Annotated in this window: 27 protein-coding genes; 3 read left to right on the forward strand and 24 right to left on the reverse strand. The window is 64.6% G+C overall.

Translation table 11 applies throughout. From position 1 onward, the window contains the following. Positions 1 to 30 precede the first annotated feature (30 nt). Complete coding sequence (locus tag AC07SQ_RS21835) at positions 31 to 528, forward strand: TlpA disulfide reductase family protein (RefSeq protein WP_062478893.1); 498 nt, start codon at positions 31 to 33, stop codon at positions 526 to 528. A 150-nt stretch (positions 529 to 678) separates the two neighbouring features. Here AC07SQ_RS21835 and AC07SQ_RS21840 read toward each other — a convergent pair whose 3' ends face one another. After that, positions 679 to 1,125: a c-type cytochrome gene (locus AC07SQ_RS21840; RefSeq protein WP_062478890.1), complete on the reverse strand. Its 447-nt coding sequence runs from the start codon at positions 1,123 to 1,125 to the stop codon at positions 679 to 681. Between the two features lie 160 nt (positions 1,126 to 1,285). On the opposite strand from AC07SQ_RS21840, the gene AC07SQ_RS21845 reads away from it, so the two are divergent. Both AC07SQ_RS21845 and AC07SQ_RS21850 read left to right on the forward strand, forming a co-directional pair. After that, positions 1,286 to 1,993, forward strand: coding sequence for a cytochrome b/b6 domain-containing protein (locus AC07SQ_RS21845; protein ID WP_369630462.1), 708 nt, complete (start codon positions 1,286 to 1,288; stop codon positions 1,991 to 1,993). Further along, complete coding sequence (locus AC07SQ_RS21850; RefSeq protein WP_495272812.1) at positions 1,990 to 2,580, forward strand: GNAT family N-acetyltransferase; 591 nt, start codon at positions 1,990 to 1,992, stop codon at positions 2,578 to 2,580. Before AC07SQ_RS21845 ends, AC07SQ_RS21850 begins: the two co-directional genes overlap by 4 nt. A gap of 7 nt (positions 2,581 to 2,587) precedes the next feature. Here the strand turns inward: AC07SQ_RS21850 and AC07SQ_RS21855 are convergent, their stop codons facing one another. The 23 genes from AC07SQ_RS21855 to AC07SQ_RS21965 all read right to left on the reverse strand — a co-directional run bounded on the left by AC07SQ_RS21855 (position 2,588) and on the right by AC07SQ_RS21965 (position 19,677). Continuing rightward, complete coding sequence (locus tag AC07SQ_RS21855; RefSeq protein WP_070061892.1) at positions 2,588 to 3,094, reverse strand: peroxiredoxin; 507 nt, start codon at positions 3,092 to 3,094, stop codon at positions 2,588 to 2,590. Positions 3,095 to 3,177: 83 nt separating this feature from the next. Next, complete coding sequence (rpsQ, locus tag AC07SQ_RS21860) at positions 3,178 to 3,447, reverse strand: 30S ribosomal protein S17 (RefSeq protein WP_062478880.1); 270 nt, start codon at positions 3,445 to 3,447, stop codon at positions 3,178 to 3,180. Between the two features lie 9 nt (positions 3,448 to 3,456). Next, entirely contained in the window at positions 3,457 to 3,666 is a 210-nt protein-coding gene (gene rpmC, locus AC07SQ_RS21865) for a 50S ribosomal protein L29 (RefSeq protein ID WP_056577224.1), read from the reverse strand. A 55-nt stretch (positions 3,667 to 3,721) separates the two neighbouring features. Continuing rightward, positions 3,722 to 4,138 (reverse strand): 50S ribosomal protein L16, encoded by a 417-nt coding sequence (rplP, locus tag AC07SQ_RS21870; protein WP_007838137.1) that lies wholly within the window; start codon positions 4,136 to 4,138, stop codon positions 3,722 to 3,724. 52 nt (positions 4,139 to 4,190) lie between these two features. Then, positions 4,191 to 5,102, reverse strand: coding sequence for a 30S ribosomal protein S3 (rpsC, locus tag AC07SQ_RS21875; protein ID WP_062478877.1), 912 nt, complete (start codon positions 5,100 to 5,102; stop codon positions 4,191 to 4,193). 17 nt (positions 5,103 to 5,119) lie between these two features. Beyond that, a complete protein-coding gene (rplV, locus tag AC07SQ_RS21880; RefSeq protein WP_007838134.1) occupies positions 5,120 to 5,452 on the reverse strand; it encodes a 50S ribosomal protein L22 in 333 nt (110 codons plus the stop codon). Positions 5,453 to 5,461: 9 nt separating this feature from the next. Next, positions 5,462 to 5,740 carry a 30S ribosomal protein S19 gene (rpsS, locus tag AC07SQ_RS21885; protein WP_062478874.1) on the reverse strand — a complete coding sequence of 93 codons (279 nt, stop codon included), beginning with the start codon at positions 5,738 to 5,740 and terminating at the stop codon, positions 5,462 to 5,464. 10 nt (positions 5,741 to 5,750) lie between these two features. Continuing rightward, positions 5,751 to 6,575 (reverse strand): 50S ribosomal protein L2, encoded by an 825-nt coding sequence (rplB, locus tag AC07SQ_RS21890; RefSeq protein WP_056576555.1) that lies wholly within the window; start codon positions 6,573 to 6,575, stop codon positions 5,751 to 5,753. Between the two features lie 2 nt (positions 6,576 to 6,577). Next, entirely contained in the window at positions 6,578 to 6,913 is a 336-nt protein-coding gene (rplW, locus tag AC07SQ_RS21895) for a 50S ribosomal protein L23 (RefSeq protein WP_056576559.1), read from the reverse strand. After that, positions 6,910 to 7,530, reverse strand: coding sequence for a 50S ribosomal protein L4 (gene rplD, locus AC07SQ_RS21900; protein WP_062478869.1), 621 nt, complete (start codon positions 7,528 to 7,530; stop codon positions 6,910 to 6,912). The genes rplW and rplD overlap by 4 nt, the downstream gene beginning before the upstream one ends. Further along, positions 7,530 to 8,210 carry a 50S ribosomal protein L3 gene (gene rplC / locus AC07SQ_RS21905; RefSeq protein ID WP_062478866.1) on the reverse strand — a complete coding sequence of 227 codons (681 nt, stop codon included), beginning with the start codon at positions 8,208 to 8,210 and terminating at the stop codon, positions 7,530 to 7,532. Before rplC ends, rplD begins: the two co-directional genes overlap by 1 nt. Positions 8,211 to 8,446: 236 nt before the next feature. Further along, positions 8,447 to 9,001 (reverse strand): hypothetical protein, encoded by a 555-nt coding sequence (locus tag AC07SQ_RS21910; RefSeq protein WP_495272813.1) that lies wholly within the window; start codon positions 8,999 to 9,001, stop codon positions 8,447 to 8,449. Positions 9,002 to 9,017: 16 nt separating this feature from the next. Next, the gene (locus AC07SQ_RS21915; protein WP_495272814.1) at positions 9,018 to 10,604 is read right to left on the reverse strand and encodes a hypothetical protein; all 1,587 of its coding nucleotides are present in this window, start codon (positions 10,602 to 10,604) and stop codon (positions 9,018 to 9,020) included. A 151-nt stretch (positions 10,605 to 10,755) separates the two neighbouring features. Beyond that, positions 10,756 to 11,070: a 30S ribosomal protein S10 gene (gene rpsJ / locus AC07SQ_RS21920; RefSeq protein ID WP_007838118.1), complete on the reverse strand. Its 315-nt coding sequence runs from the start codon at positions 11,068 to 11,070 to the stop codon at positions 10,756 to 10,758. Positions 11,071 to 11,091: 21 nt separating this feature from the next. Then, the gene (gene tuf / locus AC07SQ_RS21925) at positions 11,092 to 12,285 is read right to left on the reverse strand and encodes an elongation factor Tu (RefSeq protein WP_062478858.1); all 1,194 of its coding nucleotides are present in this window, start codon (positions 12,283 to 12,285) and stop codon (positions 11,092 to 11,094) included. Between the two features lie 141 nt (positions 12,286 to 12,426). Then, positions 12,427 to 14,529 carry an elongation factor G gene (gene fusA, locus AC07SQ_RS21930; protein WP_062478855.1) on the reverse strand — a complete coding sequence of 701 codons (2,103 nt, stop codon included), beginning with the start codon at positions 14,527 to 14,529 and terminating at the stop codon, positions 12,427 to 12,429. A 97-nt stretch (positions 14,530 to 14,626) separates the two neighbouring features. Further along, a complete protein-coding gene (gene rpsG / locus AC07SQ_RS21935; protein WP_007829591.1) occupies positions 14,627 to 15,100 on the reverse strand; it encodes a 30S ribosomal protein S7 in 474 nt (157 codons plus the stop codon). Between the two features lie 147 nt (positions 15,101 to 15,247). After that, a complete protein-coding gene (rpsL, locus tag AC07SQ_RS21940) occupies positions 15,248 to 15,625 on the reverse strand; it encodes a 30S ribosomal protein S12 (protein ID WP_013543948.1) in 378 nt (125 codons plus the stop codon). A gap of 203 nt (positions 15,626 to 15,828) precedes the next feature. Continuing rightward, the gene (locus AC07SQ_RS21945) at positions 15,829 to 16,998 is read right to left on the reverse strand and encodes a D-alanyl-D-alanine carboxypeptidase family protein (RefSeq protein ID WP_070061890.1); all 1,170 of its coding nucleotides are present in this window, start codon (positions 16,996 to 16,998) and stop codon (positions 15,829 to 15,831) included. Positions 16,999 to 17,038: 40 nt separating this feature from the next. After that, on the reverse strand, positions 17,039 to 17,671 hold the full coding sequence (locus tag AC07SQ_RS21950) for an alpha/beta hydrolase (RefSeq protein WP_307697109.1): 633 nt from the start codon (positions 17,669 to 17,671) through the stop codon (positions 17,039 to 17,041). A 70-nt stretch (positions 17,672 to 17,741) separates the two neighbouring features. Further along, positions 17,742 to 18,095, reverse strand: a complete 354-nt coding sequence (locus AC07SQ_RS21955; protein WP_062478851.1) for a (2Fe-2S) ferredoxin domain-containing protein — start codon at positions 18,093 to 18,095, stop codon at positions 17,742 to 17,744. A 21-nt stretch (positions 18,096 to 18,116) separates the two neighbouring features. Further along, positions 18,117 to 19,229, reverse strand: a complete 1,113-nt coding sequence (locus AC07SQ_RS21960; RefSeq protein ID WP_495272815.1) for a VanZ family protein — start codon at positions 19,227 to 19,229, stop codon at positions 18,117 to 18,119. A gap of 19 nt (positions 19,230 to 19,248) precedes the next feature. Beyond that, complete coding sequence (locus AC07SQ_RS21965; protein WP_062478845.1) at positions 19,249 to 19,677, reverse strand: CopD family protein; 429 nt, start codon at positions 19,675 to 19,677, stop codon at positions 19,249 to 19,251. Positions 19,678 to 19,734 lie beyond the last annotated feature (57 nt).

Below are 19,734 nucleotides of genomic sequence, written 5' to 3' on the forward strand. Positions count from 1 at the left end.
AATCGCGCCGCCTCTCTCATTCAGGTGCCCATGAAAAAATACATCGCTGCCGCCGCCGTCGTGATCGCCCTGGCCGCCGGCGTGGGCGTGTACCTCGGTTCGGGCAGCACGGCCGCCCCGGCCTCGACCTTTGTGCTGCTCGATGGCACAACCAAGAGCACGGCCGACCTGAAGGGCAAGGTCACGCTGGTCAACTTCTGGGCCACCAGCTGCGTGACCTGCGTGGCCGAGATGCCCAAGGTGATCTCGACCTACGACAAGTACAAGGCCCAGGGCTACGACACGCTGGCGGTGGCCATGAGCTACGACCCGCCGAGCTACGTCGTCAACTTCGCCGAAACCCGCAAGCTGCCGTTCAAGGTGGCGATCGACAACACCGGCAGCGTGGCGCAGGCCTGGGGCGACGTGAAGCTCACGCCGACCACCTTCATCGTCAACAAAAAGGGCGAGATCGTGAAGCGCTACGTGGGCGAGCCCGACTTCGCCGAGCTGCACAAGCTGATCGAAAAGCTCCTGGCGGAAGCTTGACTCGCCCCCAGGCTGCGCGCACTTCGTGTCGCTTCGCCACCCCCCTGCCGGGGGCGATACCAGCGGCCCGGCAAAGCCGGTTCCGCGGTATCCCTGGAACGAAAAAGGCGCTCCTTGCGGAGCGCCTTTTTCATTGCGAAAGCCCGCGGCTTACTGGTTGCGGAAGCTGTCGTGGCAGGCCTTGCAGCTCGCGCCGGTCGGGCCGAACTGGGCCTTGAGGGCGTCGATGTTGCCGGCCTTGGCGGCAACCACCAGCTTGCCGGTCTCGGCGATCACCTTGTCCTGGTGCTCCTTGAACTTCGCGGCTTCCTTCCAGACTTCGGGCTTGGCCTTGCCGCCTTCGGTGCCGGCGCCGAAGCCGGCCCAGGGCAGCTTGGCCATGTCGGCGACGATCTCGGCGTTGGCGGCAGCGGCGGCGGCGTCGTAGGGCGCCCGGCCGTTGGCCATGGCGCCGAGGCGGCCGAAGTGCTGAGCCATCACGAACAGCGCGCTCTGGCGGTACTTGATGGCATCTTCGGGCTTGGCGAACTGTGCCGCGGCGGGCAGGGACATCGCAGCGCAGGCGGCTGCAAGGGCGAACGAAGCAAAACGGGTCATCGTGGGTCCTTGTGTGGGGGTTTGGGCACCGTCGAACGCGGTGCTGCAGGCAGTGTAGGGGCTGCCCGTGTCGGGCGCATAGCAACAACCCGGTGGAACGACCGGGCCGGACTTTGCTAATCTGCGCCTTCCGCAGCCTCGCGCCCCGGCGCCTTTTTCGATGACCGACACCCTCTCGGTGGCCCGCACACGCGTCTGGGACCTGCCGACCCGCCTCTTTCACTGGGCGCTCGCCTTCGCCGTGATCGGCCTGATCGTGACGGGCCTGAACGGCATCATGGAATGGCATTTCCGCCTCGGCTACACCGTGCTGGCGCTGCTGCTGTTCCGGCTGGTCTGGGGGGTCGTGGGCGGGCGCTGGTCGCGCTTCGCGGCCTTCATCTATGCGCCGGGCTCGGTCATCGCCTACCTGCGCGGCAAGTCGCACCCCGACCACCTGATCGGACACACGCCGCTGGGTGCGCTGTCGGTGTTCGCGGTGCTGGCGCTGTTGATCCTGCAGGTCGCCACCGGGCTGATGGCCGACGACGAGATTTCCGCCTCCGGGCCGCTGACCCGCTTCGTGTCGGGCGCGATGGTGAGCCTGGCGACAGGCTGGCACAAGGCGCAGGGCAAGTGGATCGTGATCGCCCTGGTGAGCCTGCATGTGCTGGCGGTGCTGTTCTATGTGCTGGTCAAGCGGCACCGGCTGGTCGGGCCGATGCTGTCGGGCGACAAGCTGGTGGTCGCGGGCGCGGCCTCCAACGGGAACGGCAATGGCAACGGCGTGGCCCCGAGCCGCGACGATGCGGTGTCGCGCACGCTGGCGCTGGTGCTGTTCGCGCTGTGCGCGGGCGTGGCGTTCTGGGTGGCGTCGTTGCGCGTATGAGCGGCTTTTCCGTCTCCCGCCCGCTGCCGCTGTCGGACACGCCGGCGGTGGTGCTGCTCACGCCCGACGAGCCGCACGAAGTCGACGCCGTGCGCGCCATCTTCCGCGACTACGCGGACTCGCTGGCCATCGACCTCGACTTCCAGGATTTCGACGGCGAGCTGGCCGGACTGCCCGGCGAATACGCCGAGCCGCGCGGCACCTTGCTGCTGGCGCTGGTCGATCCCGCCCACGTGAACGAAGACGCCGGCCGCGCCGCGCCCACGCTGACGCGCGCCGACGGCACGATCGCCCATGTGGCGGGCTGCTGCGCGCTGCGCCCGCTCGACACCACGGACTACGCGAACGCGGCGGAAATGAAACGGCTGTATGTGCGCCCCGGGTTCCGGGGGCTCGGGCTCGGCCGGCAGCTGGCCGAGGCCATCCTCGATGCGGCCCGCAGCGCAGGCTATGCCTGCGTGCTGCTCGACACCCTCGACGACATGGAGTCGGCGCGCGCCCTCTACGAAGACCTGGGCTTCGCGGAGGTGCCGCCCTACTATCACAACCCCGTCGCCGGGGCTCACTACCTCAAGGTAGAGCTCTAGACCGGGCTCAGCCGCGGGCTTGCGCCAGCAGCGTGTCGGCGTCGCTCACTTCGAACTTGCCCGGGCCTTCGACGTTCAGCGTCGCGACCTTGCCGTCCTTCACGAGCATCGAGTAGCGGTTGCTGCGCAGGCCCATGCCGCGGCCGGTCAGGTCGAGCGTCAGGCCGGTGGCCTTCGCGAAGTCCGCGCTGCCGTCGGCCAGCATGCGCACCTTGGCGCCGGTCTTCTGGTCGCGCGCCCAGGCGCCCATCACGAACGCGTCGTTCACGCTCACGCACCAGATCTCGTCCACGCCAGCGGCCTTGAAGTCGTCGAAGTGCTGCACGTAGCCCGGCACGTGCTTGGCCGAGCAGGTGGGCGTGAAGGCGCCCGGCAGTGCGAACAGCGCGATGGTCTTGCCCGCCGTGGCCTTGGTCACGTCGACCGGGTTCGGGCCGATGCTGCAGCCCTCGCCCTCCACTTCGGAATATTCCTGCAGGGTGGCCGAAGGAAGGGTGTCGCCGACTTTGATCATGTGAATTGCTCCTGAAAAAGAAAAACGGCCCACATTGTGGGCCGTTTCCGGATGGGTTGCCTCAAGGGCGACCGAGTGCCTGATCAGACCAGGACGGCCTTCTCGACCAGACGGGTCACGACCCAGTTCTTGGTCTTCGAGATCGGACGGCTTTCCGTGATCTCGATGGTGTCGCCGAGGTGGTACTCGCCCTTTTCGTCATGGGCGTGGTACTTGCTCGTCTTGGCCACGATCTTGCCGTAGAGCTCGTGCTTCACACGGCGCTCGACCAGCACGGTCACGGTCTTGGCACGCTTGTCGCTGACCACCTTGCCGATCAAGGTGCGCTTGAGGGATTTTTTAGCTTCCGTCATGTTCACTCCTTACTTGGCGGCTTGGGTCTCTTGCTCTTTCTGAGCAAGAATGGTCTTGGCGCGAGCGATGTCGCGACGCGTCACGCGCAGCGTCGTGGTGTTCGACAGCTGTTGCGTGGCCTTCTGCATGCGCAGGCCGAAGTGGGCCTTCTGCAGATCCTTGATTTCGGCTTGCAGGCCTGCGACGTCCTTCGTGCGCAGGGTTGCGGCCTTCGTCACCTTGGCCGAAGCCGCGGTTTCTTTCTTCTTACGTGTTGCCATGGATGTTCTCCTCTCAGGCGCCGAGCTGGCGAGCGACGAACGTCGTGCGCAGCGGAAGCTTGGCGGCGGCCAGGCGGAACGCTTCGCGGGCGAGTTCTTCGGGCACGCCGACGATCTCGAACACGATCTTGCCAGGCTGGATTTCAGCGACGTAGTACTCGGGGTTGCCCTTACCGTTACCCATCCGCACTTCAGCGGGCTTGGTAGAGATCGGCTTGTCCGGGAACACGCGGATCCAGATACGGCCACCGCGCTTCACGTGACGCGAGATCGCGCGACGAGCGGCTTCGATCTGGCGCGCCGTGAGGCGACCGCGGTCGGTGCATTTGAGACCGAAGTCACCGAACGCAACCGAGTTACCCGTGGTTGCGATGCCGGTGTTGCGGCCCTTTTGTTCCTTGCGGAACTTTCTGCGTGCAGGTTGCAGCATGTTTTGTTACTCCGTGAGGGCCCCAGGCACTTGCGTGCCCGGGAGCGACCGATTACTCGGTCTTGGCACCGTCCGCTGCTGCAGCGGGCGCGGCTTTGCGGACGCGCTTAACGGCGGGTTTCGAGTCTGCACCGGCACCGCCGGTTGCTTCTGCGGGCTTGTCGCTGCCATCGGCCGGAGCGGTGTTGCCACCGATCGGACCACGGGCACCGGCACGGGGGCCGGGACCACGACGGTCGCCACCCGGACGGTCGCCAGGGCGACCATCACGGCGGGGACCACGCGGGCGGCGCTCTTCGTCCGGACGCGGCGTTTCGACGGCCGGCAGGTCGTTGCGACCCAGCGTATCGCCCTTGTAGACCCAGACCTTGACGCCGATGACGCCGTAGGTGGTCTTGGCTTCCGAGGTGCCGTAGTCGATGTCGGCGCGCAGGGTGTGAAGCGGCACGCGGCCTTCGCGGTACCACTCGGTACGTGCGATTTCGATGCCGTTCAGGCGGCCAGCCGACATGATCTTGATGCCCAGGGCACCCAGACGCATGGCGTTCTGCATGGCGCGCTTCATGGCGCGGCGGAACATGATCCGCTTTTCGAGCTGCTGCGTGATGCTGTCGGCGATCAGCTGCGCATCGATTTCGGGCTTGCGCACTTCTTCGATGTTCACTGCCACCGGCACGCCGAGCTGCTTGCCCAGTTCGCGCTTGAGGTTCTCGATGTCTTCGCCCTTCTTGCCGATCACGACGCCCGGACGAGCCGAGTAGATCGTGATGCGTGCGTTCTTGGCGGGACGCTCGATCATGACGCGCGACACCGAAGCGTTCTTCAGCTTCTTCTTCAGGTATTCGCGAACCTTGATGTCTTCGGCCAGCATGCCCGCGAAATCGCGGTCGCTTGCGTACCAACGGCTGGACCAGTTACGGGTGACCGCAAGGCGGAACCCGGTTGGGTGGATTTTCTGTCCCATATTTCTTCCAGGCCTTCTTAGTTGCCAACCGTCACGTACACATGGCACGTGGGCTTGCTGATGCGATTGCCGCGACCCTTGGCGCGCGCCGTGAAGCGCTTGAGCGTTGCACCTTGCTCGACGTAGATGGTCTTGACCTTCAGCTCGTCGATGTCGGCACCGTCGTTGTGCTCGGCGTTGGCAATCGCCGACTCGAGCACCTTCTTGATGATCACAGCGGCCTTCTTCTGCGTGAATTGCAGAACGTTGAGCGCTTGATCGACCTTCTTGCCGCGGATCAGGTCCGCGACCAGACGGCCCTTGTCGACCGACAGGCGGACACCGCGGAGGACTGCACGTGTTTCAGACATGGTCGTTCCTTACTTCTTCTGGACTTTTTTGTCCGCGGGGTGCCCCTTGAACGTGCGCGTGAGCGCAAATTCGCCGAGCTTGTGGCCGACCATCTGGTCGGTGATGTACACGGGCACGTGTTGCTTGCCGTTGTGCACAGCGATGGTCAGACCGATGAACTCGGGCAGAACCATCGAGCGGCGCGACCAGGTCTTGATCGGCTTCTTGTCCTTGTTCGTCACGGCCTTGTCGGCCTTGGCCACGAGGTGGTGGTCGACGAAAGGACCCTTTTTGAGAGAGCGAGTCATTGGCTATCCCTTACTTCTTGCGACGCGACACGATGAAGACCTGCGTGCGCTTGTTGTTACGGGTGCGATAGCCCTTGGTCAGGTTGCCCCACGGGTCGACAGGATGGCGGCCTTCGCCAGTCTTGCCTTCGCCACCACCGTGCGGGTGGTCGACCGGGTTCATCACCACGCCGCGAACGGTCGGGCGGATACCCATGTGACGCTTCACACCGGCCTTGCCGAGCTGGCGCAGGCTGTGTTCTTCGTTGGCCACTTCACCGATGGTCGCGCGGCATTCGATGTGAATGCGACGGACTTCGCCCGAACGCATGCGGACCTGGGCGTAAACGCCTTCACGGGCCAGCAGCGTGGCCGAGGTACCGGCCGAACGTGCGATCTGCGCGCCCTTGCCGGGTTGCAGTTCGATGCAGTGGATCGTCGAACCCACGGGGATGTTGCGGATCGGCAGGGTGTTGCCGGCGCGGATCGGGGCTTCGGCGCCCGACATCAGGGTTGCACCGGCTTCCAGACCGCGCGGGGCGATGATGTAGCGGCGCTCGCCGTCGGCGTAGCAGACCAGAGCGATGTGGGCGGTGCGGTTCGGGTCGTACTCGATGCGTTCGACCTTGGCCGGGATGCCGTCCTTGTTGCGCACGAAGTCGACAATGCGGTAGTGGTGCTTGGCACCACCGCCACGATGGCGGATCGTGATGTGACCGTTGTTGTTACGGCCGGCCTTCTGGAACTGAGGTTCCAGCAGGGCTGCGTGAGGCGCACCCTTGTGCAGGTGGTCACGCGAAATCTTCACCGCGCCGCGTTGGCCCGGCGAAGTGGGTTTCATCTTGATGACGGCCATGATTAAGCGCCTTCCCCGACGAGGTTGAGCTCTTGACCGGCCTTCAGCGTCACATAAGCCTTGCGCACGTTGTCGCGGCGGCCGATGGACTTGCCAAAGCGCTTGGTCTTGCCCTTGGTGTTGAGCACCGACACGCCCTGGACTTCGACCTTGAACATCAGTTCAACAGCGGCCTTGATCTCGGGCTTGGTGGCGTCTTGCAGCACCTTGAAAGTGACAGCGTTCGACTTCTCGCCGACCATCGTGGCCTTTTCGGACACGATCGGTGCGACCAGCACGTTCATGAGACGGCCTTCGTCGAACTTACGTTGTGCAGGGGTGGGGTTCACGCGGCTCATGCGAACATCTCCTTGAGCTTGTCGACAGCACCCTTGGTGACCAGCACCTTCTTGTAGTGAACCAGCGACACCGGATCGGCGTAACGGGGTTCGACCACGAGGATGTTGACCAGATTGCGCGAGGCAAGGTACAGGTTTTCGTCGACTTCTTCGGCGATCACGAGCACGGACTCGAGATTCATTGCCTTGAAACGGGCTGCCAGCGGCTTCGTCTTGGGCGAATCCACGGTCAGCGAATCGACCACGGCCAGACGACCTTCGCGAGCGAGCTGCGAGAAGATGGAGGCCATGCCGGCGCGGTACATCTTCTTGTTGATCTTCTGCGAGAAGTTTTCGTCAGGCATGTTCGGGAAGATCCGGCCGCCTCCGCGCCACAGGGGCGAGGACGTCATACCGGCGCGGGCGCGGCCCGTTCCCTTTTGCTTGAAAGGCTTCTTGGTCGAGTGCTTGACCTGTTCGCGGTCCTTCTGGGCGCGCGTGCCTTGACGGGCGTTGGCCTGGAATGCAACGACGATCTGGTGGACCAGGTCTTCGTTGTAGTCACGGCCGAACACGGTCTCGGGGGCGTCGTACTTCGACGCGGCCTGGCCTTGTTCGTTCAGGAGTTCGAGTTGCATTACTTCGCTCCTTCAGCCGCTTGCGGCTTGGCCTTGATGGCGGGACGCACGGTGACGAAGCCACCCTTCGAACCCGGGATCGCGCCCTTGATGAGCAGCAGCTGACGTGCTTCGTCGATGCGGAACACGTCGAGGTTTTGCGTCGTGCGGGTGACGTCGCCGAGGTGGCCCGTCATGCGCTTGCCGGGGAACACGCGACCGGGGTCTTGTGCCATGCCGATCGAGCCGGGCACGTTGTGCGAACGGCTGTTACCGTGCGACGCGCGCTGCGAGCTCATGTTGTGACGCTTGATCGTGCCGGCGTAGCCCTTGCCGATGGTCGTGCCTTGCACGTCCACCTTCTGGCCCACGGAGAACACGCTGCTCGCCGCGATCACGCCGCCAGCCTTGTGCTGACCTGCGGTATCGGCGGTGACGCGGAATTCCTGGATGATTTCACCAGCTTCGACACCTGCCTTGGCAAGGTGGCCGGCTTGGGGCTTGGTCACGCGCGATGCTTTGCGCGAACCGAACGTCACCTGCAGGGCGACGTAGCCATCGGTCTCTTGGGACTTGATCTGGGTCACACGGTTGTTGGACACATCCACCACCGTGACAGGAACTGCGTCCCCGTCATCGGTGAAGAGACGCATCATCCCCACCTTGCGGCCCAGCAACCCGAGGGAGTTGCTCAGACTCATTTGTTTTCTCCAAAAATGGAAGACTTCCTTCGCCGCTGCCACTTCAATTGGCGACAGCGTTTGGCTGGTTTCCCGGCCTGCGAGAGAAGGTTGATAAATCTCTGCCAGAACGGCGCCCGAACGGACGCAACAAGGGCAGAGCCAGAGATTATAGCCCGCAGTCGAACCGGGGCGCAAGTGGCCCTTTTCGGGCCGGATTCAGGGGGTTCCGGCCCCGTTTCGGCTGGCTTTCGGGCCTATTTCGCGGGCAGCGAGATGATGTTGTCGCCGCCTGGCAGCGACTTGATCTCGCCGCCGGCCTTCATGGCAGGCGCCGCCGCGCCGGTCTGGATCGGGATGGAAATGGCGCTGGTCCGACCAGCCTGCTTGATGAACACGTTCAGGTAGGCCAGACCGTCACCCTGGCTGACCACCGTGACGGAAGTGTCGGAGCGCTGCCCCGACGGCAGACTCAGCGACGCGCTGCCGGACAGCGTCAGGCCCGCATCGACCGTCAGCGTCACGCTGGCGCCCGCGGGGTCGCTGACGCCGTCAAACTGCAGAACGACGACAGTTGGCTTGCCGGCCTGAGGCGCGCCGTCCAGCCGGTACTGCAGCTTGACACCGGAGTCATTGGGTTTTCTCGATGCGGTCACCCAGGGGGTGGCCGCATCCTTCGAGGTTGCAGCCGACAGCTTCGCAGTGGTGCGCGCCGGCGGCATGCCGTCGGCCAGGGCAGAGACCGGGAGCGCGGACAGTGCAAGTCCCGCCGCCAACGCGGCAGCCAAAGAGAGGCGAGTGTTCAGGATCATCGCGAGCCTTCCCTTCCTATTGAACAAGCACGCTGAGGCACAGCGGCGAAGCAGAGGAGCTCGTCATTGCAGCATCCCGCACTGCCAGAACGTACTCACCCGCGCTCAGGCTGACCCGGTTGCCCGACCGGGCGATCTCTCCGCCCCGGAAGACGTCGAAGTCCGGCAGCGTGGCGCCCCCGACCGTGACCTGGTAGTCCCGGTTCGCCGGCGCGGTGAAGCGCAGGTAGGCAATGTTGCCGAGCTTGTTGCCCGTGCCCGCCACGCTGGAGACACAGACGTTGTTGACCACCGCACCAACAGCCAAGGCCCGGTACATCGGCAGCACGCCGGGCACGCTGGGCAACCCGCCGTCGTTCGATTCGCCCGCGCCGAATGCATCGCTGGAGGTGATGTTCTGCGCGCTCAGCAGGCTGTTCAGCGCCGAGGCGTTGCCAGGCGACGTCGCATTGAACGCGGCGGCGAAGGCGTGGATCGACGTGACCGGCGCGCCGCTTCGGAACTGGAAGCCGGTTAAGGCGTCGTGGATGGGCTTGAAGCCGGCCTGCCGGTTGAGGTTCCACAGGATGGCCTGGACAGATGACTCGCGGGACCAGCCGGGATTGCTTGCAGGACCACGCGAGAGATCCAACGGGCTGCCCCCCCTTTGCTGCGGCAGCTTTGAGTCGACATAGTTGCTTCGTTCCAGGGCAATGCCCGACCACGCATTACCCCAACCCTCGGAGAAAGCAAGTCGCCGATCGAGACGATCGTCCATCGAATGCCCGCCTCCGATCGAGTCATCCCGACTGAAGGCCGATTGGTAGTAGTGCCCCCATTCGTGCGCGATCACTGGTGCATCGAACTCGTCGGTGTCCACATCCTCCTTGCCCAGCACGTAGATCTGCCGACCGTTGCTTCCGCTGTTGAAGAAGAAGGTCGTGCCAATCTGCCCCGCCGAAAGATTGATTCCGTCCGACGGCGCGTTGTTGACGCTCCAGAAAACCTTCAGCACAGGAAACGCCGAAGCCGGCGCCACCGACAGCACCTTCTGCATGGAGGTGTAGACCGTGTCGAGCACGGCGAACGGCGCCGCGACCCGCGTCCCGCTGTAGCGCGAGCCATCCCAGCCGCTGTCCGCGCGCAGGTCGCGCGTCAGCGCCGCGCTGCCCGACGAAAAGCTCGCCGACTGCATCGAGTACAGCGCGTCGCTGCGGGTGTTGTCGCGCACCGTGACATCCCAGGTCGCGCCCGGACCGGTCCGGGTCAGCTGGGCCCGGACGCGCACGGTGATGTTCGTGTTCGCCGGCACCGAGACCGCGTAATTGCCACCGTCATCTGTGGTGGTCAACGCGAGCTGCGCCGATGTGGTGGCATCGAGCACCTCCACCGTGGCGCCGCGCACGGGCTTGGCCGTGGTGTTCGCGTACAGGAGGGGCCCGTTGTTGTTCGGCACCGAGTCGTAAGTGGCTTTCCCGCTCAGGGCGACCGGGTTCAGCACGATCGGCAGGCCGATGGGAAACCCACCGCCGCCTCCGCCACCACCGCCTCCCCCACCGCAACCTGCCAGCAATGCCGCTGCGATGCACGCCGCACCGAATGCAAAAGAGAACTTCTGGCTCATCACGTGTGCTGCCCTCGTTTCAGCCCCGGCGCACTGCGTCCCGCAGGCCGGTGCGCGAGGATGCCACACTTGAGAAACAAACGTGAAGCACAAAAAAGCCCGCCTGCATTTCTGCAGGCGGGCTGTGCTCGGAATGCGACGCGAGGTCGAATTACTGCAGCTTGATCTCGACGTCGACGCCGGCCGGCAGGTCGAGCTTCATCAGCGCGTCCACGGTCTTGTCGGTGGGGTCGACGATGTCCATCAGGCGCTGGTGCGTGCGGATTTCCAGCTGGTCGCGCGACGTCTTGTTGACGTGCGGCGAACGCAGGATGTCGAAACGCTTCATGCGGGTCGGCAGGGGCACCGGGCCCTTGACGATCGCGCCGGTGCGCTTGGCGGTGTCCACGATTTCAGCGGCCGACTGGTCGATCAGCTTGTAGTCGAATGCCTTCAGGCGGATGCGGATCTTTTGCTTGGTAGCCATGGTGATTCCTTTGCGTCCGGCTTAGATGTCGAGGATCTTGGCCACGACGCCCGAACCCACGGTACGGCCGCCTTCACGAATGGCGAAGCGCAGGCCTTCTTCCATCGCGATCGGGTTGATCAGCTTCACGGTGATGCTGACGTTGTCGCCGGGCATGACCATTTCCTTGTCCGCGGGCAGCTCGATCGCGCCGGTCACGTCCGTCGTGCGGAAGTAGAACTGCGGACGGTAGTTGTTGAAGAACGGCGTGTGACGGCCGCCTTCGTCCTTGGACAGGACATACACCTCGGCGGTGAAGTGCACGTGCGGCTTGATCGAGCCGGGCTTGCACAGCACTTGGCCGCGTTCGACTTCTTCGCGCTTCGTGCCGCGCAGCAGCACGCCGACGTTGTCGCCGGCTTGACCCTGGTCCAGCAGCTTGCGGAACATTTCCACGCCGGTGCAGGTGGTCTTGACGGTGGGGCGGATACCGACGATTTCGATTTCTTCGCCGACCTTGATCACGCCGCGCTCGACAGCGCCGGTCACCACGGTGCCGCGACCCGAGATCGAGAACACGTCTTCCACGGGCATCAGGAACGTGCCGTCCACAGCGCGCTCAGGCGTGGGGATGTACGTGTCCAGGGCTTCGGCCAGCTTCATGATGGCACCTTCGCCCAGATCACCCTTGTCGCCTTCCAGGGCGAGCTTGGCCGAGCCGTGGATGATGGGGGTGTCGTCGCCGGGGAATTCGTACTTGTCGAGGAGTTCGCGAACTTCCATTTCGACCAGCTCGAGCAGCTCCTTGTCGTCGACCATGTCGCACTTGTTCAGGAACACGATGATGTAGCCCACACCCACCTGGCGAGCCAGCAGGATGTGCTCACGGGTCTGGGGCATCGGGCCGTCAGCGGCCGAGCACACCAGGATGGCGCCGTCCATCTGGGCAGCGCCGGTGATCATGTTCTTCACGTAGTCGGCGTGGCCGGGGCAGTCCACGTGTGCGTAGTGGCGGTTGGCCGTTTCATACTCGACGTGCGCGGTGTTGATCGTGATGCCGCGGGCCTTTTCTTCAGGCGCTGCGTCGATCTGGTCGTAAGCCTTGGCTTCGCCGCCGAACTTGGCCGACAGCACGGTGGCGATCGCAGCCGTCAGCGTGGTCTTGCCGTGGTCAACGTGACCGATCGTGCCCACGTTCACGTGCGGCTTGGTGCGGGTGAATTTACCTTTTGCCATTTTTCAATCCTTGAAAGAGCATGTCCCGTGTGTTGGTTTTATGTCTGCATCCGATTGCTGGTTCGCCCCGCACGGGAACAGGGCGGCACCGGATCGCAGACAAGAAGGGCCGCGCACTGCGCGGCCCCACATTCTTGAAACTTACTTCGAACGCGCAGCCACGATGGCTTCGGCGACGTTACGCGGAGCTTCAGCGTAGTGCTTGAACTCCATCGTGTACGTGGCGCGGCCTTGCGTGGCCGAGCGCAGCGTCGTCGAGTAGCCGAACATTTCCGACAGCGGGACTTCAGCCTTGATGAGCTTGCCGCCACCGATCATGTCGTCCATGCCCTGCACCATGCCGCGACGGCTGGACAGGTCGCCCATCACGTTGCCGGCGTAGTCTTCAGGCGTTTCGACTTCCACGGCCATCATCGGCTCGAGGATGACCGGGCTGGCCTTGCGGGCACCTTCCTTGAAGCCGAAGATCGCGGCCATCTTGAACGCCATTTCGTTCGAGTCCACGTCGTGGTACGAACCGAAGTGCAGCGTGACCTTGACGTCGACGACGGGGTAGCCCGCCAGCACGCCTTGCGTCAGTGCTTCCACAACGCCCTTTTCCACTGCGGGGATGTATTCGCGAGGAACCACACCGCCCTTGATGGCGTCGACGAACTCGAAGCCCTTGCCGGCTTCCTGCGGCTCGATCTTCAGGATGACGTGACCGTACTGGCCCTTACCACCCGACTGGCGAACGAACTTGCCTTCGGCCTCTTCGACGGTCTTGCGGATCGTTTCGCGGTAAGCCACTTGCGGCTTGCCCACGTTGGCTTCCACGCCGAATTCGCGCTTCATGCGGTCCACGATGATTTCGAGGTGCAGTTCGCCCATGCCGGAGATGATGGTCTGGCCGGATTCTTCGTCGGTGCGCACGCGGAACGACGGATCTTCCGAAGCCAGGCGCTGCAGGGCGATGCCCATCTTTTCCTGGTCGGCCTTGGTCTTGGGCTCGACGGCCTGCGAGATCACGGGCTCGGGGAATTCCATGCGCTCCAGCGTGATCATGGCGTTCGGGTCGCACAGGGTTTCGCCCGTGGTGACGTCCTTCAGGCCCACGCAGGCGGCGATGTCGCCGGCACGGATTTCTTCGATTTCGAGACGTTCGTTGGCGTGCATCTGCACGATACGGCCGATACGCTCTTTCTTGCCCTTGACCGGGTTGTAGACGGTGTCGCCCTTGCTCAGAACGCCCGAGTACACGCGCACGAAGGTCAGCTGGCCGACGTAGGGGTCGGTCATGAGCTTGAATGCCAGCGCCGAGAACTTCTCGCCGTCGTCGGCCTTGCGGGTCACGTCCTGCTCGTCGTCGTCCGTGCCGTGCACCGGAGGAATGTCCAGCGGCGAAGGCATCAGTTCGATCACGGCGTCGAGCATGCGCTGCACGCCCTTGTTCTTGAACGCGCTGCCGCACAGCATCGGCTGGATTTCGCCGGCGATCGTGCGCGTGCGCAGACCGTGGGTGATTTCCTCGAGCGTCAGGTCACCTTCTTCAAGGTACTTGTTCATCAGCTCTTCCGAAGCTTCGGCCGCGCTTTCGACCATCTTCTCGCGCCATTCCTTGGCCAGCTCGACCAGCTCGGCGGGGATCTCGCGCGTTTCGAACTTCATGCCTTGCGAGGCTTCGTCCCAGAAGATCGCCTTCATCAGACGCAGGTCGACCACGCCCTGGAACTTGTCTTCGGCACCGATCGGAATCACGATCGGCACGGGGTTGGCCTTCAGGCGGTCGACCATCATCTGGCGAACGCGGAAGAAGTTGGCGCCGATGCGGTCCATCTTGTTGACGAACGCCAGACGCGGCACCTTGTACTTGTTGGCCTGGCGCCAGACGGTTTCCGATTGGGGCTGCACGCCGCCGACCGAGTCGTACACCATGACGGCGCCGTCCAGCACGCGCATCGAGCGCTCGACTTCAATGGTGAAGTCCACGTGGCCGGGGGTGTCGATGATGTTGATGCGGTGCTCGGGCAGCGAGTGGTCCATGCCCTTCCAGAAGCAGGTCACGGCAGCCGAGGTGATCGTGATGCCACGCTCTTGTTCCTGCTCCATCCAGTCGGTCGTTGCCGCGCCATCGTGCACTTCGCCGAGCTTGTGGGTCACGCCCGTGTAGAACAGGATACGTTCGGTGGTGGTGGTCTTGCCGGCGTCGATGTGCGCGGAGATACCGATGTTGCGGTAGCGCTCGATGGGGGTCTTGCGGGACATGATGTACTTTCGGGTTTAAATGCGTTGAGCGCTGGGCGTCGAGCACGGGCGATTTCGCCCGGTACTCAACCCCCAACGCTCAAGAGACGTGTGTTTTTTAGAAGCGGAAGTGGCTGAAGGCGCGGTTGGCTTCTGCCATGCGGTGCACTTCGTCGCGCTTCTTCATGGCACCGCCACGGCCTTCCGTGGCTTCCATCAGTTCGTTGGCCAGACGCAGGGCCATCGACTTCTCACCGCGCTTGCGGGCAGCTTCCTTGATCCAGCGCATCGACAGGGCGAGGCGACGGACAGGGCGGACTTCGACCGGCACCTGGTAGTTCGCACCACCGACGCGGCGCGACTTCACTTCGACCATCGGCTTCACGTTGTTGATGGCAACGGTGAACGCTTCGAGGGGGTCCTTGTCCGGGTTCTTCTTCTCGATGAAGTCGAGGGCACCGTAGATGATGCGCTCGGCCACAGCCTTCTTGCCGCCTTCCATGATCACGTTCATGAATTTGGACAGCTCGACATTGCCGTACTTGGGATCCGGCAGGATTTCACGTTTGGGGACTTCGCGACGACGTGGCATTTTTCTAACCTCTTTGCTTCAGTTGGCATCGTTTCCGATACCGCGAGAGCCAGTCAGGACTCTCACTTACTCGACCCGACATTGGGTCACTTCGTTCGACAAGCCCGCCAAGGCCATCGAACACCGCTTGTTTTCTGACAGGAAGGCTTAGGCCTTCTTGGGACGCTTCGCGCCGTACTTGGAACGCGACTGCTTGCGGTCTTTCACGCCTTGCAGGTCCAGCGAACCGCGCACGATGTGGTAACGCACACCAGGCAAGTCCTTGACACGACCGCCGCGAACCAGCACGACGCTGTGTTCTTGCAGGTTGTGGCCTTCGCCGCCGATGTAGGAGATGACTTCGAAGCCATTGGTCAGACGGACCTTGGCAACTTTACGAAGCGCCGAGTTGGGCTTCTTGGGCGTCGTGGTGTAGACGCGGGTGCAGACACCGCGACGTTGCGGCGAGTTCTGCATGGCAGGGCTCTTCGAATTGATCTTTTCGACCGTTCGACCCTGACGCACCAGTTGATTGATGGTTGGCATGAATGAATTAGTCCCAAAACAACCCGACTTTGGTAGTGAAACCGCCCTTGGTCGTGACTCAAGGAAGCCGGGAATAACGAAAACGTGAAACCCTTCGGAAAATTCCGAAAAGCCCACGAGTATAGCAGGCAGGTCTGAAATGGCAATGTCACGCGCCTGGAGCGCCCGCCGCCACCCGTTTCAAGGCCTCTTTTCCCTGCTTCTTACTTGATCCAGAGACGCACGGCGTCCCAGGCGCGGCCGAAGACGCCGGCCTGCTCGACCGGTTCCAGGGCGACCAGCGGCACGTCCGCCAGGGGCTGGTCGTCCAGCGTGACCTTGAGCGAGCCGACAGCCTGGTACTTGGTGAACGGCGCGACCAGCGGATCGGGGCGCGACACCTGCGTCTTGATCTTGCTGGCGGAACCGGTCGGCACGGCGACCACGATGGCCTCGGGGCGGCCCAGCTTCAGCACGTTGGCCTTGCCCTTCCAGACGGCGGGCGTGGCGGCCGGCTGGCCGGCGTCGAACAGGCGCACGGCGTCGTAGGCCGTGTAGCCCCAGTTCAGCAGCTTCTGCGACTCGTTGGCGCGCACGGCCTCGCTGCTGGCGCCCAGCACGATCGACAGCAGGCGGCGGCCGCCGGTCAGGTTCGGGAAATCGCGCTTGGCGGTGGCGATCATGCAGTAGCCGGCGGCGTCGGTGTGGCCGGTCTTCAGGCCGTCGACCGTCGGGTCGCGGAACAGCAGCAGGTTGCGGTTGGTGTCGTTGGTCGACGGCGTGCCCGGGTAGCGGTACTTCTTGATGGCGTAGTACTTGGCTTCCTCGGGGAAGTCGCGCACCAGGCGCGTGGCCAGGATGCTCAGGTCGCGCGCCGTGGTCGTGTGGCCGGGCGCCGTGAGGCCTTCGGGGTTCTTGTAGGTGGTGTTCTTCATGCCCAGCACCTTGGCCTGGGCGTTCATCATCTCGACGAAGTGCTCCACCGTGCCGCCCACGCCTTCGGCCAGCGCGACCGTGGCGTCGTTGCCCGACTGCACGATCACGCCCTTGATCAGGTCTTCCACCGGCACCTGCATCTTGGGATCGATGAACATGCGCGAACCGGGCATCTTCCAGGCGCGCGGGCTCACCGGCAGGGTCTGGGTCAGCGTGATCTTCTTGGCGCGCAGCGCATCGAACGCGACGTACGCGGTCATCAGCTTGGTGAGCGAGGCCGGCTCGACGGGGCTGTCGATGTCCTTCTGCGCCAGGATCTGGTTCGCGGTCACGTCCAGCAGCAGGTAGCTGCGCGCGGCGATTTCAGGCGGGGCCGGCATCTGGGCGGCGGCGATCACGCCAACCGAGGCAGCAGCGGTCAGCACCAGTGCGCGAAGCGCAGTGAAAAAACGATTCATGGAGAGTGTGGGAAGAGGCGGAAACAAGCCTGAAAGGCTTTCATTCGGTGCCCGCGCGCAGATGGCGGGCGACCAGGCTTTTGAGCAGCGGCAATTGTCCGTGAAAGAAATGGCCGCCCCCGGGAATTACCGTGACAGGGAGTGACTGGGGACGCGCCCAGTCCATCACGGCGGCGAGAGGCACGGTGTCGTCGGCTTCGCCATGGACCACCAGCGCGCGCTCGTGCGCCTCGGCCGGCAGCGTGGCCACCGAGAAGCGCGAGGCGGCCGTGCCGACCAGCACCAGCTGCCGCACGTCGCGCGCGGCCCAGAGCTTCTCGGCCGCGCAGCTGGCCACGAAGGCACCGAAGGAGAAGCCGGCGATCGCCAGCTGGCCTTCAGGCGCGAGCTCGCCGACGACATGCAGCATGTCCTCGAGTTCGCCGCGCCCTTCGTCGTGGACGCCTTCGCTGGCACCCACGCCGCGGAAGTTGAAGCGCACGGCCGTCCAGCCGCAGGACACGAAGGCGCGGGCCAGGGTCTGCACGACCTTGTTGTCCATCGTGCCCCCGAACAGCGGGTGCGGATGGGCGATCACCGCGATGCCGCGCGCGTCGCCGGACGGCAGGTCGCGCTGCACCTCGATCACGCCCGCGGCGCCCTGGAGGCTGATTTTTTCGGTCTGGGAGTTCATGGCGCTGGGGTTGGCTGGGCCGGCGATGCCGGCAACGTGCACGGTACGAGCACGGGGTCCGCAGGAAAGTTCAGCGGCCGACGTCGGGCGGCAGCAGCAGCCGCTCGACGACCTGGCCGTTCTTCAGATGCGACTCGACGATCTCGTCGATGTCTTCCGCGTCCACGAAGGTGTACCAGACCGCCTCGGGATAGACCACCGCGACAGGCCCGCCCGCGCAGCGGTCGAGGCAGCCGGCCTTGTTGACACGCACCTTGCCGGGCCCGGCGAGCCCCTGCTCCTTCACCTTGGCCTTGCAGCGGTCGAAGCCTTCCTGCGCGTTGTGCAGGGCACAGGAGTCTTCGCCGTTCTTGCGTTCGTTCAGGCAGAAGAAGATGTGGCGGCCGTAGTAGCCGGACGGCGCGGCGGGAGTGGTGCTGGGCATCGACCGATTTTATGAGCGCGCTCAGGGCAGCGCCGGACGACGGCGCCGCGACAGCGCGGCCACCACGTAGACCAGCACCGCAAAGGGCCAACCCCAGCCCAGCCACTGGGCCAGGCCGTGGAAGCGGATGAAGCGGCCCTGCTCCCAGGTGGCCAGGGTCTGTGCGAAGTAGGCGCTCTCGGGCGCCTGGTTCAGCAGGCTCAGCTGGAGCACGAGCCCCATGAGCAGCAGCGCTCCGCACAGCCGGCGCGGCGCAAAGAGCAGCAGCACGCCCGCGAACACCGCCGCGGCCAGCCCGACCTGCACCGGCAGATCGAGCCAGGCCCACGCATGCTCGGGGCCGTAGCTCATGGCCGCCGACAGCGCCGAGGCCGCGACGCCCGCGAGCAGGATGAGCGGCAGCAGCACCGCGCGCTGCACCACGTTGCGCGCCACCAAGTAGCCCAGCAGGCACGGCACCAGCGCCCCGAGCATCACGCACAGCAGCTCCACGGCCGGCACCAGCGGCTCCAGCTCGAACTGGCGCACCGGCAGCCAGTCGATGAAGGGCGTGTCGAGCAGCCACTCGGAGATCGTCGCCTCCAGCCGCTCGAACACCTGGCCGAGGCCGAAGGTGACGGCGGCGGGGAACAGCAGCGCAAAGGGCCAGAGCGCGAGCAGCACGAGGCCGCCGCGCGCGTCTTCGACGAACCATTGCGAGCGCACGCGGCTCCAGTGCGCGATCGCCCCCAGCCGCTCCAGCGCCGCGGCCAGCACCGCGCCGAGCACCGTGCCGGCGGTGTTCAGCCCCAGGTCGACATTGGAAGGAATGCGCGCCGGCAAATAGCTCTGCAGCGTCTCCATGGCAAAAGCGATCGCCGCGCCCGCCACCGTGGCGCGCAGCAGCGCGCGCCAGACACTGTGGCTGCGCCCCGTGCGCAGCACGGTCAGCGCGCACAGGAAACCGAAGGGCACGTAGCCCACCACGTTCACCCCGAAGTCGAAACCCGTCCAGTACTTGGGCCAGGGCGCCGACAGGTAGGCCCAGGGCGCGATCCCCTGGTCACGCCAGTCGGCGAAGGGGTACAGGCTGGCATAGACGATCAGCGCCGCATAGGCCAGCGCCAGGGGGAGCGCGGCAGACTTGTGCGGCATGTCTACCGTCGACACGGCATCAGAAAGGTTTCACCACCACCAGAATCACGATGCCCAGCAGCAGCAGCACGGGCAGTTCGTTGAACCAGCGGTACCAGCGGTCGCTGCGGCGGTTGCCGCCGGCCGCAAAACGGCGCAACAGCACGCCGCAGCCATGGTGATAGCCGATGGCCACCAGCACCAGCGCCAGCTTGGCGTGCATCCAGCCGTTGCCCGGGCCGCGCCCGATGCCGTAGCCCAGCCAGAGCCAGGCGCCAAACACCAGCGCCGGCACGGCCAAAAAGGTGGTGAAGCGCAGCAGCTTGCGCGCCATCAGCAGCAGGCGTTCGCGCTCCGCGACCGACTCGGGCGGCACCATCGCCAGGTTGACGAAGATCCGCGGCAGATAGAACAGCCCGGCAAACCAACTGGCAATGAAAACAATGTGAAGAGATTTGACCCAGAGCATGGCGGCAGTTTAGTGGTGGCTGCACACTGAGCCCTTTTGGGGCCCTTTGCCAAGGTT

It is taken from the genome of Variovorax sp. GW821-FHT06D12 (assembly GCF_059419205.1).

Bases quoted from the DNA above. Each gene is read 5' to 3' on its own strand.
- AC07SQ_RS21835 (WP_062478893.1), top strand. From the start codon at position 31: ATGAAAAAATACATCGCTGCCGCCGCCGTCGTGATCGCCCTGGCCGCC.
- AC07SQ_RS21840 (WP_062478890.1), bottom strand. From the start codon at position 1,125: ATGACCCGTTTTGCTTCGTTCGCCCTTGCAGCCGCCTGCGCTGCGATG.
- AC07SQ_RS21845 (WP_369630462.1), top strand. From the start codon at position 1,286: ATGACCGACACCCTCTCGGTGGCCCGCACACGCGTCTGGGACCTGCCG.
- AC07SQ_RS21850 (WP_495272812.1), top strand. From the start codon at position 1,990: ATGAGCGGCTTTTCCGTCTCCCGCCCGCTGCCGCTGTCGGACACGCCG.
- AC07SQ_RS21855 (WP_070061892.1), bottom strand. From the start codon at position 3,094: ATGATCAAAGTCGGCGACACCCTTCCTTCGGCCACCCTGCAGGAATAT.
- rpsQ (WP_062478880.1), bottom strand. From the start codon at position 3,447: ATGACGGAAGCTAAAAAATCCCTCAAGCGCACCTTGATCGGCAAGGTG.
- rplP (WP_007838137.1), bottom strand. From the start codon at position 4,138: ATGCTGCAACCTGCACGCAGAAAGTTCCGCAAGGAACAAAAGGGCCGC.
- rpsC (WP_062478877.1), bottom strand. From the start codon at position 5,102: ATGGGACAGAAAATCCACCCAACCGGGTTCCGCCTTGCGGTCACCCGT.
- rplV (WP_007838134.1), bottom strand. From the start codon at position 5,452: ATGTCTGAAACACGTGCAGTCCTCCGCGGTGTCCGCCTGTCGGTCGAC.
- rpsS (WP_062478874.1), bottom strand. From the start codon at position 5,740: ATGACTCGCTCTCTCAAAAAGGGTCCTTTCGTCGACCACCACCTCGTG.
- rplB (WP_056576555.1), bottom strand. From the start codon at position 6,575: ATGGCCGTCATCAAGATGAAACCCACTTCGCCGGGCCAACGCGGCGCG.
- rplW (WP_056576559.1), bottom strand. From the start codon at position 6,913: ATGAGCCGCGTGAACCCCACCCCTGCACAACGTAAGTTCGACGAAGGC.
- rplD (WP_062478869.1), bottom strand. From the start codon at position 7,530: ATGCAACTCGAACTCCTGAACGAACAAGGCCAGGCCGCGTCGAAGTAC.
- rplC (WP_062478866.1), bottom strand. From the start codon at position 8,210: ATGAGTCTGAGCAACTCCCTCGGGTTGCTGGGCCGCAAGGTGGGGATG.
- AC07SQ_RS21910 (WP_495272813.1), bottom strand. From the start codon at position 9,001: ATGATCCTGAACACTCGCCTCTCTTTGGCTGCCGCGTTGGCGGCGGGA.
- AC07SQ_RS21915 (WP_495272814.1), bottom strand. From the start codon at position 10,604: ATGAGCCAGAAGTTCTCTTTTGCATTCGGTGCGGCGTGCATCGCAGCG.
- rpsJ (WP_007838118.1), bottom strand. From the start codon at position 11,070: ATGGCTACCAAGCAAAAGATCCGCATCCGCCTGAAGGCATTCGACTAC.
- tuf (WP_062478858.1), bottom strand. From the start codon at position 12,285: ATGGCAAAAGGTAAATTCACCCGCACCAAGCCGCACGTGAACGTGGGC.
- fusA (WP_062478855.1), bottom strand. From the start codon at position 14,529: ATGTCCCGCAAGACCCCCATCGAGCGCTACCGCAACATCGGTATCTCC.
- rpsG (WP_007829591.1), bottom strand. From the start codon at position 15,100: ATGCCACGTCGTCGCGAAGTCCCCAAACGTGAAATCCTGCCGGATCCC.
- rpsL (WP_013543948.1), bottom strand. From the start codon at position 15,625: ATGCCAACCATCAATCAACTGGTGCGTCAGGGTCGAACGGTCGAAAAG.
- AC07SQ_RS21945 (WP_070061890.1), bottom strand. From the start codon at position 16,998: ATGAATCGTTTTTTCACTGCGCTTCGCGCACTGGTGCTGACCGCTGCT.
- AC07SQ_RS21950 (WP_307697109.1), bottom strand. From the start codon at position 17,671: ATGAACTCCCAGACCGAAAAAATCAGCCTCCAGGGCGCCGCGGGCGTG.
- AC07SQ_RS21955 (WP_062478851.1), bottom strand. From the start codon at position 18,095: ATGCCCAGCACCACTCCCGCCGCGCCGTCCGGCTACTACGGCCGCCAC.
- AC07SQ_RS21960 (WP_495272815.1), bottom strand. From the start codon at position 19,229: ATGCCGCACAAGTCTGCCGCGCTCCCCCTGGCGCTGGCCTATGCGGCG.
- AC07SQ_RS21965 (WP_062478845.1), bottom strand. From the start codon at position 19,677: ATGCTCTGGGTCAAATCTCTTCACATTGTTTTCATTGCCAGTTGGTTT.